Origin of the sequence: Lactobacillus mulieris (assembly GCF_007095465.1) — a bacterium.
GTDB lineage: Bacteria > Bacillota > Bacilli > Lactobacillales > Lactobacillaceae > Lactobacillus > Lactobacillus mulieris.
Genome location: NZ_SDGL01000012.1, coordinates 25,905 through 43,104, shown reverse-complemented (window position 1 = coordinate 43,104; position 17,200 = coordinate 25,905). Strand labels below are relative to the sequence as shown.

Below are 17,200 nucleotides of genomic sequence, written 5' to 3'. Positions count from 1 at the left end.
ACTTTCAACTATCGTGGAGCTGAAGTCTTTTCTTCAAATAACGACCCTAAAATTAGTGACTTTTATTCATTATTAGGCCTTCCAGGATATGGGTACTTTTACTTTTACTCTACTAGTACACAACTAACAGATGCTTTATTTGATATTAAGACCTTTATTACAACTACTCGCTTAACTGATTCAATTGTTGGTTTTAAGAATTATGGTTTACGTAATGATTTAAAGAAAAACAAAGTCTGGTATAAAGATAAATATAATACTGCCTACCAATGTAATACTTTTCCTTTAGCTTTTGCCGGTTACAAAGCTAATAATTTAAAATTAGCTATCAAACAACCACTTGAAAATCAAACTAAAGTTTTAAATGCCCTCACTGGCTCTAAGCAAGTCTACTTTTCTAAACCAATTTCTGCCCAAATTACTAGTACTAATTTAGTGGTCAAAAAAGACAAAAATCAACTAAATTATCAAAGTAAAAAAGCTATCCTTTCTACTCTTACTTTCACCTATAAAGCTAAACCTAATTCAGTTGGTTATATTGTTTTAGATAATAATCAGCTTTATACTACTCAAATTTCTAAATTAACAGTCAATAATCAAGAAATTTGTTTGATGCCAATTACTTATCAACCAATTGGCGTATATGTGCCTAAGAGTGGCAAAGTTACTTTGAAAATTAAGTTAAAGAAAGAAATTTCAAAAGGATCACTATTAAATCCTGAACTTTACTTACTCAATAAACAAGCTCTTAATAAGACAATTTCTAATGCACAAAACAACCGACTTAAATTATCCAAATGGACAAATAATCAAATTGAAGGGACTGTTAATATCAAACAAGGGCAATCTTTAATTACTACTATTCCATACACATCTGGCTGGAAAGCCTTTAGTGATGGAAAGCCTGTCAAGATTGTGAAAACCTTAAATAGATTTATTGCTTTAGATTTACCAAAAGGGAAACATAAAGTTACTTTAAAGCATACAATGCCAGGTTTGAAATTAGGAATTATAATCAGCATATTAGGATTAATAAGTGTAGTTACTGAATATTGGGTTCTTAAAAAGAATCGTGAAAAATAGGCATTAAAAAACTGCTAACAATGAGTTAGCAGTTTTTTTGAAATATAAGTTTAAAATAAACAATGCTCATTAAAATATTGCCATAAAGTTTTACCTATTTCTGATTTTGCCAGCAGTTGAGCTCTATCTTTTATCGATATTTCTTGAGAAACTAACGTATTAGAATTAATTCCTTCAGGAATAAACTGAGCCAATTTAAATTCATTAAAATCATGATACTCCTTAAAATTATCATCTTGTATCAAAATTTTTTCTTCAACAAAAGTTAAATACGAATCTAAATAATCTCTTTTTGGCTTTTCACGTTTTCTTCCATGAATATAAGGTATTGCCCAAAAATTTGCTAAACAATGGCGATTTTTTAACTTTACCTTTTTTCTTTGCCCTTTTTTGTAAATACCAGTATTAATAGTATCTCCAGCAAAATCCGTATTAATAATTTGCCCATCTCTAATAATTTTTTTATTGTAGATTATTTCATAAAAAGTTACAGCAAAATCTGACATATCAGGATCTAAACCTGAATTATATGATTGACTTGAGTATATTTTGCCATCATATTTAAAAATATTATTCGCTTCTGATGTAACTACAATTTGAGTTAAGAGTACATCTTCAACTTGCTGTTGTTTTTTCTTAGTATACATTTATTTCTTTTCCAGCACCGTTACACTTTCGACATGTGGAGTTTGTGGAAACATATCAACTGGAGTAATTTCTTCAAAGTCATATCCCAACTCTTGATACATTGTTAAATCACGCACCATCGTGGCGGGATTACATGAGATATACACAATCTTTTGTGGGTTAGTTTTCACACTAGCTTCGATGAATTCAGGGGTCAACCCTTTTCTTGGCGGATCAACAAAAATCACATCTGCCTTCATCCCTTCATTAACCCAATTTGGCATCAATTCTTCAGCTTTTCCACAAACATATTCAGCGTTTTCAATTCCATTGAGTAATGCATTTTCTCTAGCATCTTGTACAGCAGGTTTTACGATTTCTACTCCGTAAACCTGCTTAACATGCTTAGCAACACTCAAGCCAATTGTTCCAATACCTGAATAAGCATCGATTACAGTATCCTTTTTTGACAAACCAGCTTTTTCAATTGCTAAATTATACAGCCGGGGCGTTTGCAAAGAATTAATCTGGAAGAAACTTTGAGCAGAAATCTTAAAACGAATATCCCCAATTTTATCCTCAATTTGTGGATTTCCTGCGAGTAAATAGTCATGTTTCCCCAAAATAACGTTCGTTTTCTTAGGATTATGATTCAAAATCACACTAACAACACCTGAAATTTGACTTATTTCATCAGCTACTTTTACAAGCTGTGGAAAATCTTTGTGTAAACATACCAAGATTACCATCATATCGCTATTAGCCTTGCTTCTACGCACCTCAAGATAGCGAACTTCGCCTTTATTTTTAACTTCGTCATAAGCTGGTACATGATTTTTACGCAAAATATCACGTGTTGCCACTAATACCCGGTCAATTTCAGGGTCAGTGGTAAAAAAGTTTTCCATTGGAACTAAATCATGTGAATGCTTCCGGAAAAAACCAATCTCCAGCTTTCCCTTTACATTACGCACAGGTACTTGCGCTTTATTACGGTAGCCCACTTCTTCAGGACTAGCTACTGTTTCATTAACTTTCTTGTTCAAGTGTGCTTTTTCCAGTAAGTTGATAACTTGCTGACGCTTAAACTCTAGCTGTTTTTCATATTTAATATGTGCTAAACTGGCAAGTCCAGTTTGGACCCATTGATTAAGTTTAATCGTTACTCGATCTGGGCTTTGCTTGATAATGTTTTCAATCTTAGCAAATGCAAAACTCTTTTTAACTTTTAAGATTTTAGCTTCAACTACTTCACCTGGCAAAGCATTATTAACAAAAATCGTCATTCCATCTAAATGGGCAACTCCCATTGCTTCATAAGATAAGTCCGTAATTTCTAATTCAACGAGTTGATTTTTTTGCATGATATCTACCTTTTCTAAAATCGCTATAATATATAATACTAAAAAATCAGTTGCATTGCTCGCTAACAGAATATCATCTTTTTTTAACTTTTTATTTGACATTTAATTCGGACCACGCTATTATAATTTCAATTAATAAACCAGTAGCTCCTTAGTTCAGCGTTCAGAGAACCGACGGTTGGTGCAAGTCGGACAGACTAAGGGTATGCGAATTACTTATTTCGGCCTTACGCAGTGCCGTTATCACCTGCGTACTTGAGTCTGCAGATATTGCAGAGAATATGGGTGGTACCACGGCTTTATAAGTTCGTCCCTGTTGCTAATAGCAACAGGGACTTTTTTATTCGGAGGAAATAACTATGAAAAAGAAGATTGGTTTTGGAGAATCAATTTCGATTTTAATTCTATTACTAGCTATTTTAGGAACCAGTGTTATAAAATTTGGAATCAATCCTGAAGTTCCTGTACTATTCGTTGCCGCATTAATCATTTTCTGGGCAAAAATCCGGGGATTTTCTTGGGATGAAATTCAAGATGGAATTAAGGAAGGAATTAATATTGCAATTATTCCAATTTTTATTTTCATTTTAATTGGCGCTTTAATTGCCGTTTGGATTAAAGGCGGAATCATCCCCTCCATTATGGTTCTAGGCTTTCACTTAATTAGTGGTCAATTCTTTGTTCCCTCAGTCTTTTTAGTTTGTTCGATTGTTGGTTTAGCAATTGGTTCTGGCTTCACTACAATTTCCACCGTAGGAATTGCCTTCTTAGGCATCGGAGCTTCAATGAATCAAAATTTAGCATTAGTTGCCGGAGCTATTATATCTGGCGCAGTATTCGGCGATAAAATGTCACCACTTTCTGATTCAACTAACCTTTCAAGTGCCGTTGCAGAAAGTGAACTATTTGCCCATATAAAAAACATGATGTGGTCAACTATCCCTGCTTTTCTTGGCTCTTTAATTCTTTTTGCATTTTTAGGTAATGGAGGTCATATTAATTTAACTAAAATTGACAAAACTGTTTCCACTTTAAACAGTAACTTTTCTGTTTCTTGGTGGGCACTATTGCCAATCATTTTGATGTTTGTTTGCGCTTGGAAGAAGATTCCTGCAATCCCCACTTTATTCGCCAATATTATTTTGACAACTATCATGATTTTTATCCAAGATACAAAAATGACAATTCCTAAGTTAACTGACTTGTTAATGAATGGTTTTATTGCCAAAACAGATAACAGTCAAGTTAACGCCCTCCTAAGCCGTGGAGGTATTAGTTCAATGATGGGAACTGTTGCATTAATTGTTTCTACATTATCACTTGGTGGATTACTAATGAAATTCGGCATTATTCAGGAAGCAATGGAACCTCTTGTAGAGAAATTGCCAAAGGCTGGTAGTTTAATTTTAGTAACAATTTTATCTGGTATTGGAATTAACTTATTTGTCGGTGAACAGTACCTTTCAGTTATTTTACCTGGACGTGCATTTAAGGGGGCCTTTGATAAAGTAGGCCTACATCCACTTGCACTTAGTAGAGTGCTTGAAGATGGGGGAAGTGTAATCAACTACTTAATCCCTTGGGGCGTTGCTGGTTCTTTTGCAGCTGCTACCTTAGGAGTTCCAGTTTTAGCATTTTTGCCATTTACCTTCTTTAGTTTATTGTCGCCTATTTTTTCTATCTTAAGTGGATTTACTGGAATTGGACTAAAGTGGAATAAGAAATAAATATTTAAAAGCCTAACAATTGATGTTAGGCTTTTTTTATTGATTATTGTATCTTTACTAATTTATGCTAAACTTTTGTCTAAAACCATGTTTTTGGATACAATTAGTAGTGAATATAGTAATTAACTATAGAAAGGAACTTTTATATGGATTACTTTTCACAAGATTCTGGACGACGCAAAATTCAAGATGTTACTGCTATTAACAGTTTCTTAACTAAGATGTACGGCTTTATGTTAATAGCTGTCTTAGTTTCAGCTGCTAGTTCATACTTAACAATGACTGTTTTTCGCTCAGCCATTATGAACATGCCACAAGCTATGTTTTGGGTTATTATTTTTCTACCTTTTGCTCTTTGCTTAGGAATTAGTTTTAAAGCAGCCAAAAATCCTACATTAGGTTTTACATTGCTAATGTTCCTATCAGTAGTTTACGGTGTTGAATTTTCTATCATAGCTAGCTACTATACTGGTACAACTATTACTTCTGCTTTTCTATCAGCAGCTGGTGTATTTGCAGCAATGGCATTATTTGGCACTTTTACTAAAAGAGACTTGAGCAACTGGGGCTCATACTTAAGAGCAGCCATGATTGGTTTCATTGTAGCAACCCTGGTTAATGTCTTCTTCGTTAAAAGTGGGGCTGGTGCTTATATCTTTTCTTACATTGGTGTACTTATCTTCACTGGTTGGACTGCATATGATGCTAATAGCGCTAAGCGAATTTTTATTGAATATGGCGACCAAGTTTCTGATAGTGGCTTAGCCATTATGGGGGCATTAAATATGTATCTTGATTTCATCAACTTATTTATGCTCTTATTAGAAATTTTCGGAGTTAATGATCGTCGCTAAAAGTTATCAATAAAACAAAATCCGTTAGAACTTTCTGTTCTAGCGGATTTTTCTATCTAAATAACTACTTTAAAAATTTTAAAAGTAATTGATCAACTTCTTTATTTTCATGTAATCGACTGTGCTGCGCACCATAACCCTTAATTTCTCGTTCTTCATAAGATTTAGCCCGCTTTTGTACTAGATAACGCAAGGACTTTGAGGAGTTATTATTAACTGAGCCATCACCCTGATTTTTATAATTGCCATAAATATTCATGACTTGAATGTTTTTAGGGAAAGTATTTCTCACTGACAATAAATCACGGTAAGTATCATTCATCATCTTTGGTTTACCATTAGCCTCTAGACTAGTGTCTTTTGGCTCATCCATGCCGATAATCCCATTGTAGTGACCGGCAATGTCGACTAACTTATTAATCTTTGGATATTTTGAACTGCCAGCGTGATTTTTAATGAAATAAATCACTTGCAAATTTCCCATTGAATGAGCAACTAAGTTAACATTCTTAATTTGCCATTTTTTCTTTAAACTAGCTAAAACATCTGCTACATAATTGCTAGATTGACTATAAGTCATCCCACCATTTGGTGAGACACTCTTGTTATTTTGTAAATTAACTTCAACAATGAAATGTTTCGTCTTTGCAGGTAAAGTGCCAGAGTATTTTACATGACCCTGATAGTCAACATCAGCCACCACGATTGAGGAAGCGTATTTATGACTAACTAAATAATTCGCCATCTGCTCTTCAGCATGCCTACTTGATCCCCAACCATGGAAAAAGACAGTGGCAGTAGCTTTAGATAAGGCAGCTTTAGTTGGCTGATTTTTTCTTAATCCTATAAATATCCCTAAGCAAATAATTATTAACAAAATTAAACCGGCCAAAATCCAAAACCGTTTTTTATGCTTTTTCACTATTTATTCCTTTCTTCAAACGACCTAATCCCTCTTTTAATACAGATTGAGGGCAAGCAAAATTCAATCTAATAAAATTATCGCCATTTCCTCGATATTCTTGACCAGATGAAATTATTAAACCGGTATTTTCTTTCAAGAAGTCAGCTAGCTCTTGACTGTTAATATTCAAATTTGAAATATCAATCCAGGCTAAATAAGTAGCAAATTCACTAGCCAAATTTAGTTGACTAAGTTCATTTTCTAAAAAGTTAGCAATATATTGGCGATTTTTTAATAAATATGCTTTTAGCTCGTGAAGCCAAGTGCTTCCTTGAGTGTAAGCAGCAATAGTGGCAGGAATCGCTAAAAGATTTGGTTCAGCTATTTCATCATTATTAATTGCTCGATAAATTTGAAATCTAAGTTCAGAATTTGGAACCACTACACTTGCACTATGTAAAGCTGCTAAGTTAAAGGTTTTACTTGGTGAAAAGGCAATTATCAGGTTTTGTTTTAAATTATCTGGTAGTTTTAAACTTGAACTAAAACTATCATTTAAAACTAAATCGCCATGAATTTCGTCACTAAATAAATAAACATGATATTTATTACATAATTGAGCAATTTTTTCTATTTCTTCATAAGTCCATGATTTGCCAATTGGATTATGAGGATTACATAGAATCATCATTTTAGTTAGAGGATCAGCTAATTTCTGTTCTAAGCTTGACCAATTTATTCTATATTCGTGACTATTTGCATCATATTCAAGCTCTTCTTCTAAGCTTTTTCGGCCATTATTTTCAATTGAATGGAAAAAGATATTATACACTGGTGTCAAAGTTACAATCTGTTCACCAGGATGTGTTAATCTCCTAACTGCACTTGATAAAGCAGGAATTACCCCACTTACAAATAAAATCCAATCTTTTTTTATTTGGCAATTATGTTGCTTTTCTTGCCAATTAACAATTGCATCATAATAGCTATCAGGTACACTTTCATAACCAAAAGCTCCCAATTTTATTTTATCTTGCATTGCTTGAATGATTTCTGGAGCGACACCAAAATCCATATCAGCAATCCACATTGGTAATTCATGGTCTTTTACATTCCATTTAATTGAATTAGTTCCACGTCTATTGGGCATTTGATCAAAACTATACATTATTTTGCCTCTTTTAATAATTCCAGATTACAATGTCTACTCTTAATAAATGTCTGTTTACTGTCTATCTCAGAATCATCTCTGATAATTTCACCGATTGAATTCGCAATAATCTTACCACTAATTGGATTTTTGATACTTATCACATCGCTAATAATATCTGCATTAATATTTTTACAATATTCAAAAACTAAATTAGTTCTTAAAAGTTTACAATGTTCAAGAACTAAACCATCAATATAGCATAAGCCTTGTTCACTTTCGATTGTACAATTTATAAACTTAATATGTTTGCTATTCCAAGCTAGGTATTCGCCCGAAATTTTTGAATCATAAATAGTAACATTCTCACAATTCCAAAAAGCATCTTTACTAATGAATCTACTATTATGAACCTCAACATTTTTAGCACCGTCAAAGCAATAATTCCCAACCAAATCAACATTATCTAAATAAATATTTTGACTACCTTTGCCAAAATAATCTCCATTAATTGTTGTGTTGGTAATTTTAATATCTTTACAAGACCATAGCGTCTCTTGTGCATCTGAAAAATGAACTCGATCTAAAACAATCTCGCTTGACCTTCTAAATAATTTTGGCGCTTGCAAAGATGAATTAGTAATTTTTATATTGTGAGTATACCAAATACCAGATCGAGCCATACTTTCAAAAGTCGTATCTTCTACTTCAATATTTTTGCTGTACCAGAGTGGATATTTCCAGGTAAATAAACTATTATTTAATGAAATATTTCTGCTTTCTTTTAATGGAGATTCACCTTTTCCAAAAGTTGTATCAATTATTTGAGTATCTTTTCTTTTAAAAAGAGGACGCTCTCCTTCATAATATGCTTCTTTAATTAATTTCAATTACTATCCTTTTCTAATTCAAATATTTGTTGAAGAAATCAGTCATTTCCTTGAATGGAATTTTGTCAATTTGGTCATATAAATCAGTGTGCGTTGCACCTTCGATTGGTAAAAATACCTTATTGTCACCTTTTAATTTACCAAAGGCATCCTTACCCATATAAAAAGAGTGAGCCTTAGTACCATGTGTAATCATTACCGCATTTTCAATTTCACCAGCATAAGCTAATAATTTACTGTTTAAGAATGAAAGCGCACTAGTTACAGCCCAACCATTATTTGAATTTAGTGAACGTTTGTGATAACCACGCTTAGTCTTGTAGTATGCGTAATAATCTTTAACAAAATCTGGAGCGTCATCTGGCAATGGATCGACTACTCCTCCAGCTAACTTATATTGACCCTCTCTAAAGTCAATCGTTCTTTGTTTATTTATAGCTTTTCTTGCTTGATTGCGAGCAGATTCCTTATCTTCTTTATCAAAATAACCATTAGCAATTAACCGTGTCATGTCATACATAGTAGAAGCAACTGTCGCCTTAATCCGAGTGTCGATTGCAGCCGCATTCAAAGCTAACCCTCCCCAGCCACAGATGCCAATGATCCCGATTTTTTCAGGATCAACTAGATCATTGTTTGATAAAAAATCAACTGCTGCTTGAAAATCTTCAGTATTAATATCAGGTGAAGTCATGTAACGAGGAGTCCCAGTGCTTTCACCAGTAAAGGATGGATCAAAAGCAATGGTTAAAAAGCCATTTTCAGCCATCTTTTGAGCGTAAAGGCCAGAAGATTGTTCCTTAACTGCACCAAAAGGTCCACTAACTGCTAGTGCTGGCAATTTTTCATTAGCATTTTTAGGAATATACATATCAGCTACCAAGATCGTACCGAATCTTGTAGGAAAGGTTACCTTCTTATGGTCGACCTTGTTGCTTTTCTTAAAGACTTTATCCCATTTAGTTTCAATGTTTAAAACTTGCATAATTTTCCTCCTGTTTTACTTTTAATTTTCAACTTGTTATCATGTTAACGCCTAAAGCTAACTTTAGGTCAAGATATTTGATAAAAAAAAACAAGACTTTCAAATGAAAATCTTGTTTTATCCCTTATCTACTAGTATTTATTTTCTTCTCGTTTCTTTTCGCGCTTACGCATCCATGGCAAGATAAAGCCCAGCCCGAATAAAACAATTACTGTTATAATGTTTAAAACTAATTGGTGATTAAATTCTGCAGTACCAAAATCAACATTTTGAGGGACAAAACCTAAAGTGGCACAAATAAAGGTAAAGATTAAGCACCAAAACCCAACTGCTAATGCTCCAGTCTTATTTTTAATGAAGACATAATCTGACTTGTATTTTTCTTGCTGCATTCTCATTGCAACAAAGGCAAAGAATACCCAACAAGTCTTATATGGTGAAATAATCCCATTAATATTCAAAAGCCAGTTATAAATGGTATTGATGTTTGGCAAGGTTCCTGTCAAAAGAAGCAAGAACAAGCTTAAGCCAACAGTGAAAGTATAACTGTGAATTGGACGACCATTTTTGTTTTTCTTGGTTAACCACTTGGGCATAAACTTATCTGCAACATCCCCAGCAAACACTCTACTTGATGCATCAAGTAAAACAGCTAGTTGTGCCATCATAAAAATAGCTTGTACTACTGCAAATAAGTACATTAAAATTTTGCCCATACCCAAACTTTCACCCAATAAACGGAAAGCATAGTAAGGACCGTTCATCTTAAAATCATGTGGAATATGATGTGCATTAAAGAACATTGCCAAAGCTAAGGTACCAAAGATAGTTAAAAATCCAGTCATAATAGCCAACATCCACATTGCCTTAGGGAAATCACGCTTAGGATTTTTCATTTGCGAAACGTATGGTGCAGCAAGTTCTGCCCCAGACATTGCAAAAATCAACAAACCAGTAGTTGAGAAATAATTCAAACTAAAGCTTGGCTTAAAAGCTCCCCAGTTAAATGGTTGTGTAGCAATCTTATGACCACCATGCATAACTGCCCAAGCAGCAAGTGCCACAAAAAGCATAGACATGATAAACATAGCACCACCACCGATTAAAGAAAGAATTTCCAATGAGTTTCTCAAGCGGTTTTCTAATAAAATAAATGCCAAAATTATGACAAAAGTTAATAAACCAAACCAAAATGTCGACATTTTTTTATCTAAAGAATTGTTTCCTAGAATTATCCAGCTGAATGAAACAATTACAGAATTGGACACATCAACAATATAAGGGACACTCTGAACCCAATACATCCAAGATGTCCAATAACCTAAAGTATCATTGCTACTGCGCCGAACCCAAGATGCCAGTCCACCTTCTTGATTATCAAAAGTCAAACTCATTTGACTAGAAATCAAAGCGTAAGGAATAACATATGAGAACAAAAGAAATACCCATGAAATGACAACAGATAGGCCTTGATTTTGAAATGGATAAAAAATATTCTCAAAACTAATAATAGTTACAAAGTCGATTAAGGCAATAACCGGCCAAGTAAGATAGTGCTTTTTGTTTAAATCTAAATTAAATGTATCTTCTTTCATCTTTTCTCCCCAATAATAATCTTGTTAAATTTTATTTTTAGCTATTGGGAGGCTTTAAAACTATGAAAGAACCTCTCACTTCCACTTGTCTCTATCCTCACTCTACTTATATAATCACTTAATAGATACAATAACTTGTATCGATATACGTTCAATAGATTATATGTAATTTTGGAAAAAAGCAATAGTTTCTAGAATTTTTTAGTAAGGAGGGCATATGACTTTTCTAAAGATTGCAGTTGATTCAACTATTGACCTACCTCAATTATCAGAATGGCAACAAATTCCATTAACTGATATAAAGAATCCTGCTGAAATAGTAGCTTTTATAGTTAATAAAAATAATCCAATCAAACTTGCAACCGTTCAGCACTTGCAAAAAGAATCAGGTTTACCTATTCCCGTTATACAGGTAAATTCAAAAGTCTCTAGTGAAGATATATCAACAATTATTTCTGCAATAACAGAATACATTAATAAAAATATTCCTGGTTATTTAAGAGATTTAGTTAACTTTGCACAAGATCAGCCGATTAGTTTTACTACTCCTGGACATCATAATGGTTTATACTACGATAAACATCCAGCCGGTGTGATTATGAATAAGTTCTTTGGTAAGAATTTAATGTATGCAGATACTAGTGATACTGTTCCAGAATTAGGAGATATGATGACACATTCAGGAACACCACTAACAGCTGAACAAAAAGCTGCCCAAACTTATCATGCCGATAAAGTATATTTTTGTACCAACGGGACAACTAGCGCCAACTCTATTTGTGCTAGCGCTGTTTTGCGAAAAGATGATTTAGTTCTTTTTGATCGTAACAACCATAAGTCCCTTTACAATAGCGCTTTAGTTATGACAGGGGCTAAACCTGTTTATATTAAAACTGATCGTAATCCGCTCGGCTTAATTGGTGAGATGGACCCTGAATGTTTAAATGAAGATTACTTACGCCGTGAAGCTACCAAAATTGACCCAGTAAAAGCCAAGCAAAAAAGACCATTCCGGATGGCAGTAGTTCAAGCCGAAACCTATGATGGTGTCTTTTATGACGCAAAATGGATTGTGGATAAAATTGGTAAGCTTTGCGATTATATTCTTTTTGACTGTGCTTGGGGCGGGTTTGAAGAATTTATTCCAATTATGGAACACTTATCCCCATTACTACTAGATTTAAGCCCTGAAGATCCTGGGATTTTAGTTACCCAGTCATTGCATAAACAGCAAGCTGGAATGGCGCAAACTTCACAGATTTTGAAAAAAGATAGCCATATCAAAGGACAAAAACGTTATGTAGATCATAAGCATTTCAATCATGCCTATCTAAAATTTGTCACTTCAAGCTACTCTTACCCAATTTACGCATCTCTTGTTGCAAATACTTATTTAGTTAGTGGACCAGGTAATCAGAAATGGTGGGATGACACCTTGCGGATGGGAATTGAATGGCGCAAGAAATTACTAGGTAAGTCCAAACTATTTAAACCATTAGTATGTGACAATTTTGTACAAATTCCGACTGAAAAATTAATGACCAATAGTAAATATTGGAATTTATCACCTACTGATACTTGGCATGGCTTTAACCGGATTACTTCAGGTGAAGCTATGATAGACCCAATGAAAATTACCGTTGTTACGCCAGGAATTGATATTACTAATAATAAATATGAAAATGATGGAATTCCTGGACCAATTGTGGCTGAATTTTTAATGGAAAAACGAATTATCCGTGCAAAAAATGATTTAAATTCACTTCTTTTCTTATTAACACCTGGAGATCGTCAAACTGATCTTGATGCTCTACTAGATGCCTTTTTAGAATTTGAAAAATTCTATTTTGAAGATGCTCCCCTAGAAAAAGTGGTTCCCAAGTTGGCTAAAGAATATACTACTCGCTATCGTGGCTACACTCTAAAACAGCTTTGTCATGAAATGCATTCTTATTATGCCACTCATCAAACTTTCAAATTACAAAAAGCCTTATTTGAAAAAGAAAATATGCAAAATTATTCCATGATTCCATCTGAAGCTGATAATTTATTTATGCACAATGAAAGCAAATTAATTAGCTTAAAAGATGTTGTTGGGCAAATTGCTGCAGAAGGCGCTCTACCATATCCACCAGGAGTATTCATTGTTGCCCCTGGAGAAAAATGGCAAGAAATAGATAAAGAGTATTTTGAAGTTTTGGTTGGAGCAATGGAAAATTTTCCTGGCTTTGTTCCTGAAATTCAAGGCGTTTACTGGACTCAAGGCACAAATGGTAAAATTAATGTTGAAGTAGAAGTTTTAAAATAAGGAGACTCAAATTAAATGGTTTTATCTTGGAAAGCAAACTTACCAGAAGACTTGCAAGCAAAAATTGATAAAGTGGACAAGATGATTGCCCCTCGGCTAGCTGAAATTGATGAACAAGTCCTTCATAACCAACAACGGGTTCTTGAGCTTTTTAGGAAGCATCGAGTAGGAGAAGAAGACTTAGTCCCATCAACTGGTTATGGCTATGATGACATCGGTCGTGACAAGTTAGAAGCAATCTATGCTGATTATTTCAAAACTGATGATGCACTTGTTCGCTCACAATTTTCTTCAGCTACTCACGCCATCGCTGTTGGTTTATTTAGTATGCTTCGCCCAGGCGACACTTTATATTACTTAACTGGTACCCCATATGACACTATTCAAGAAGTTATCGGTTTAGCTGGTAATAAGCCAGGTAATATGAAGGAGTGGGGCATCAACTTTAAAGCGACTGAACTACTTGAAAACGGTGAAGTTAACTTTGAACAAGCAAAAAAGGATTTACAAGACCCTAAAATTAAAGTAATTGCGATTCAACGCTCCCTCGGCTATGCTGTTCGTGCTAGCTTTACTATGGAAAAGATTAAGCAAATGCTCAAATTTATTAAAGAAGTGCGTCCTGATGTAAATATCTTTGTTGATAACTGTTATGGAGAATTTTCAGAGTGTGAAGAACCTACTTTTTATGGGGCAGACCTAATTGCTGGTTCACTATTTAAAAATGCAGGAGCAGGAATTGTTAAAGGTGGGGCCTTCTTAGTTGGACGCAAGGATTTGATTGAAGGGGCTGGCTCACGTCTTAATGTTCCTGGAGCTGGTAAAGGCGAAGGCGCTACTTGGGGATATTTACGCGATATGTATCAAGGATTTTTCATGGCAGCTCATACTACTGGACAAGCCATTAAGGGCATGATTTTTACAGCAGCATTATGTGAAGAAATGGGAATGAATGTTGCTCCTAAATGGAACGATCCGCGAACTGATATTGTTCAAACTGTAACTTTTGGTAAGCCAGATCCAATGGTTAAGTTTTGTGGGGCCATTCAACATTACTCTCCACTCAATTCTTTTGTTGATCCAATTCCTTATCATCAAGATGGTTACGAAGATGATGTAGTTATGGCTTCAGGAAGTTTTACTGAAGGCTCAACTATTGAGCTTTCTTCAGATGGTCCACTCCGCCCACCATATCGTCTATACATTCAAGGTGGTCTTTCATACGAACATGTAAAAATTGCTATTTCACATGCTGTTGAAGAAACTTTTTATAAAAAATAAATCCAACTAAAAAATGACCTAGCTCGAAATTGAGCTAGGTCATTTTTTAGTTTTTATCTACCAACGTAAAATTCAATATGCTGTTGCAAGTTTTTAAAGGTTACAGGTAAATAGCCACCAATTTCACCATCTAGGTTAAACGGTACCTTATTACCATCATCGTCAACCATTTCCACCTTTAAAGAGCGAGTTTTAGTGTAAATGATATTTGGATCATTAACATGCTTACCATTCAGGGCCATTACCATCAATGATAATAGCGCTAAAGGATCGGCTGTTTTAATCACAATCAATTGAAATAAACCATCGCTTAATTCAGCATCTGGCATAATTTGCTCAAAGCCACCAATTGAATTAGTCATTCCAAGTAAAAACATAGATAAATCACCATCGTAAACACCATCATCATATGTTAACTTCATATGGCTTTTACTTATGCTCGGAAGCATTTCCGCTCCCTTAATCAAATAAGCACCATAACCCATAGCACTCTTTAATTCTGATGGAACTCCATAAGTTAACTCGGTCAATGAACCAGAACCAGCAATGTTAACGAAATATTTTTCATTATCATCACAAATAGCCTGGCCAACATCCATTTTTCGAGTTTTACCTTGTAAAATCACTTTTGCAGCTTCAACTAAATTGTCACGCGGAATTCTCAAAGCCCGCGCAAAATCATTAGTAGTCCCTGCTGGAATAATTGCTAATTTGGGCCGCTGACTAAGTCCTGCAACACCATTTACCACTTCATTTATTGTTCCATCGCCACCAGCAGCAATGATTAAATCAAAACCAGCTTTAGCAACGCGAGTAGCTTCATGTTGTGCAGAAAAAGCTTCTGGAGTGGTGCGAAATGCACTTGCTTCGTACCCTGCTTGTTCAACGATATTTAAAATATCTGCAACATTTTTAGGCATCTGTTCGTGACCTGAAACAGGATTATATATCAATCTTGCTTTCTTAATCATTTAAAACACCCTTTTTCTTGTTAGTAAATTAACGACTTTGTAATTCTTTATTAAGTAATTGGTTAATAATCTTAGGATTTGCTTTACCATGAGTTTGCTTCATAATTTGACCAACTAAGAAACCAATCGCTCTATCTTTACCATTCTTGAAGTCTTCAACAGATTGAGGATTGTTGTCTACAATTTCCTTAACCATTGGTTCAAGAACTGAAAGATCTGAAAGTTGAGCCATTCCATTTTCTTCAACGAACTTCTTAGGATCAGTTCCATTGGCAACAGTTTCAGCAAAGACTTTCTTAGCAATCTTAGATGAAATAACACCATCTTTAATCAAAGTTACCATCTTAGCCAAGTTTTCTGGAGTAAGCTTAATGTCCTTAAGTTCAACGTGATGTTCGTTAAGGTATCCATTAACTTGGGTATTCATCCAGTTCGCAGTCATTTGTGGATCTGCTCCTGCTTCCATTGCCTTATCAAAGAAGTCACTAGCTTCCTTAGTTTGCAAAATGACATCTGCATCGTAAGGCTTAAGGCCTAACTTGTTAATGTAATCAGTGCGACGCTCTTCTGCACTCTTAGGCAAAACTGCCTTAATTTCATCAATCCAGTCTTGCTTAATGTGATATGGAGCAATATCAGGTTCAGGGAAGTAACGGTAGTCTGCGTTTCCTTCCTTAACACGTTCAAGCACAGTCTTACCACTATTTTCATCAAAACGACGAGTTGAAAGTTGAACCTTACCACCTGATAAAAGCACTTCTTGTTGACGCTTTTCTTCGTATGCAAGTGATAAACGTACGTGTTCAAATGAATTAAGGTTCTTCATTTCAACCTTAGTACCCAATTCTTTTTGACCAGCTGGACGAATTGAGATGTTAGTATCAACACGCATTGATCCTTCTTCCATCTTAACGTCACTGGCACCAGTAAATTGAACAATCTTACGTAACTTTTCAAGATATGCGTATGCTTCTTCTGGATCTTCCATATCTGGTTCAGAAACAACTTCAAGTAGTGGTACCCCTTGACGGTTTAAGTCAACATATGAAAAGCCGTTAGTACCGTGAGTGTTCTTACCGGCATCTTCTTCGATGTGCATTTCGTGGATACCTATTCGCTTCTTTTTACCACGAACTTCAATTTCCACATAACCATTTCTAGCAAGTGGTTCAAAGAATTGGGTAATTTGATAAGCCTTAGGGTTATCTGGGTAGTAATAATTTTTACGATCAAAATGAGTAACAGGCGTAATTTCTGAGTGAGTAGCTAAGGCTACCATCAAGCCCAAGCGATAAACTTCTTTATTAAGCTTAGGAAGAACACCTGGATAACCCCAGTCAATAACATTAGCTTCTGAGTTAGGTTCTGCACCATAAGTTACTGGTGATGGAGAGAAAATCTTACTCTTTGTTTTTAACTCAAAGTGAACTTCAAGACCGATAGTTGATTTAAAATTCATTA

The 17,200-nt window shown here is 34.6% G+C and carries 14 protein-coding genes; 5 read left to right on the top strand and 9 right to left on the bottom strand.

Features of this window, described 5'->3' with window-relative positions; genetic code table 11:
• On the top strand, positions 1-1,083 hold a 1,083-nt coding region (locus ETI37_RS06345), incomplete at its 5' end, for a YfhO family protein (protein WP_143458490.1).
• 50 nt (positions 1,084-1,133) lie between these two features.
• Here ETI37_RS06345 and ETI37_RS06340 read toward each other — a convergent pair.
• Both ETI37_RS06340 and rlmD read right to left on the bottom strand, forming a co-directional pair.
• Positions 1,134-1,730: a hypothetical protein gene (locus ETI37_RS06340; RefSeq protein WP_006586343.1), complete on the bottom strand. Its 597-nt coding sequence runs from the start codon at positions 1,728-1,730 to the stop codon at positions 1,134-1,136.
• Positions 1,731-3,074 carry a 23S rRNA (uracil(1939)-C(5))-methyltransferase RlmD gene (gene rlmD / locus ETI37_RS06335; RefSeq protein ID WP_034535782.1) on the bottom strand — a complete coding sequence of 448 codons (1,344 nt, stop codon included), beginning with the start codon at positions 3,072-3,074 and terminating at the stop codon, positions 1,731-1,733.
• Positions 3,075-3,433: 359 nt separating this feature from the next.
• On the opposite strand from rlmD, the gene nhaC reads away from it, so the two are divergent.
• Positions 3,434-4,801, top strand: a complete 1,368-nt coding sequence (gene nhaC, locus ETI37_RS06330) for a Na+/H+ antiporter NhaC (RefSeq protein ID WP_006586341.1) — start codon at positions 3,434-3,436, stop codon at positions 4,799-4,801.
• A gap of 146 nt (positions 4,802-4,947) precedes the next feature.
• Positions 4,948-5,655 (top strand): Bax inhibitor-1/YccA family protein, encoded by a 708-nt coding sequence (locus ETI37_RS06325; protein ID WP_006587724.1) that lies wholly within the window; start codon positions 4,948-4,950, stop codon positions 5,653-5,655.
• 64 nt (positions 5,656-5,719) lie between these two features.
• On the opposite strand, the gene ETI37_RS06320 is transcribed toward ETI37_RS06325, so the two are convergent.
• From ETI37_RS06320 to ETI37_RS06300, 5 genes are all read right to left on the bottom strand, one after another.
• Positions 5,720-6,577, bottom strand: a complete 858-nt coding sequence (locus ETI37_RS06320) for an alpha/beta hydrolase (protein WP_006587725.1) — start codon at positions 6,575-6,577, stop codon at positions 5,720-5,722.
• Complete coding sequence (locus ETI37_RS06315; RefSeq protein WP_006586337.1) at positions 6,564-7,727, bottom strand: MalY/PatB family protein; 1,164 nt, start codon at positions 7,725-7,727, stop codon at positions 6,564-6,566. Before ETI37_RS06315 ends, ETI37_RS06320 begins: the two co-directional genes overlap by 14 nt.
• Positions 7,727-8,599, bottom strand: a complete 873-nt coding sequence (locus ETI37_RS06310) for a DUF3737 family protein (protein WP_006586336.1) — start codon at positions 8,597-8,599, stop codon at positions 7,727-7,729. The genes ETI37_RS06315 and ETI37_RS06310 overlap by 1 nt, the downstream gene beginning before the upstream one ends.
• A 13-nt stretch (positions 8,600-8,612) precedes the next feature.
• On the bottom strand, positions 8,613-9,584 hold the full coding sequence (locus tag ETI37_RS06305; RefSeq protein WP_006586335.1) for an alpha/beta hydrolase: 972 nt from the start codon (positions 9,582-9,584) through the stop codon (positions 8,613-8,615).
• Between the two features lie 131 nt (positions 9,585-9,715).
• Positions 9,716-11,179 carry an APC family permease gene (locus tag ETI37_RS06300; protein ID WP_006586334.1) on the bottom strand — a complete coding sequence of 488 codons (1,464 nt, stop codon included), beginning with the start codon at positions 11,177-11,179 and terminating at the stop codon, positions 9,716-9,718.
• A 217-nt stretch (positions 11,180-11,396) separates the two neighbouring features.
• Here ETI37_RS06300 and ETI37_RS06295 point away from each other — a divergent pair, with 217 nt between their 5' ends.
• Together ETI37_RS06295 and ETI37_RS06290 are read left to right on the top strand one after the other, a co-directional pair.
• Positions 11,397-13,487, top strand: a complete 2,091-nt coding sequence (locus ETI37_RS06295; protein WP_006586333.1) for a putative ornithine decarboxylase — start codon at positions 11,397-11,399, stop codon at positions 13,485-13,487.
• Positions 13,488-13,502: 15 nt separating this feature from the next.
• On the top strand, positions 13,503-14,768 hold the full coding sequence (locus ETI37_RS06290; protein WP_006586332.1) for a methionine gamma-lyase family protein: 1,266 nt from the start codon (positions 13,503-13,505) through the stop codon (positions 14,766-14,768).
• Positions 14,769-14,821: 53 nt separating this feature from the next.
• Here ETI37_RS06290 and ETI37_RS06285 read toward each other — a convergent pair whose 3' ends face one another.
• Both ETI37_RS06285 and gatB read right to left on the bottom strand, forming a co-directional pair.
• Positions 14,822-15,739 carry a diacylglycerol kinase family lipid kinase gene (locus ETI37_RS06285; protein WP_006586331.1) on the bottom strand — a complete coding sequence of 306 codons (918 nt, stop codon included), beginning with the start codon at positions 15,737-15,739 and terminating at the stop codon, positions 14,822-14,824.
• A gap of 28 nt (positions 15,740-15,767) precedes the next feature.
• Positions 15,768-17,198 (bottom strand): Asp-tRNA(Asn)/Glu-tRNA(Gln) amidotransferase subunit GatB, encoded by a 1,431-nt coding sequence (gene gatB / locus ETI37_RS06280; RefSeq protein WP_006586330.1) that lies wholly within the window; start codon positions 17,196-17,198, stop codon positions 15,768-15,770.
• Positions 17,199-17,200 lie beyond the last annotated feature (2 nt).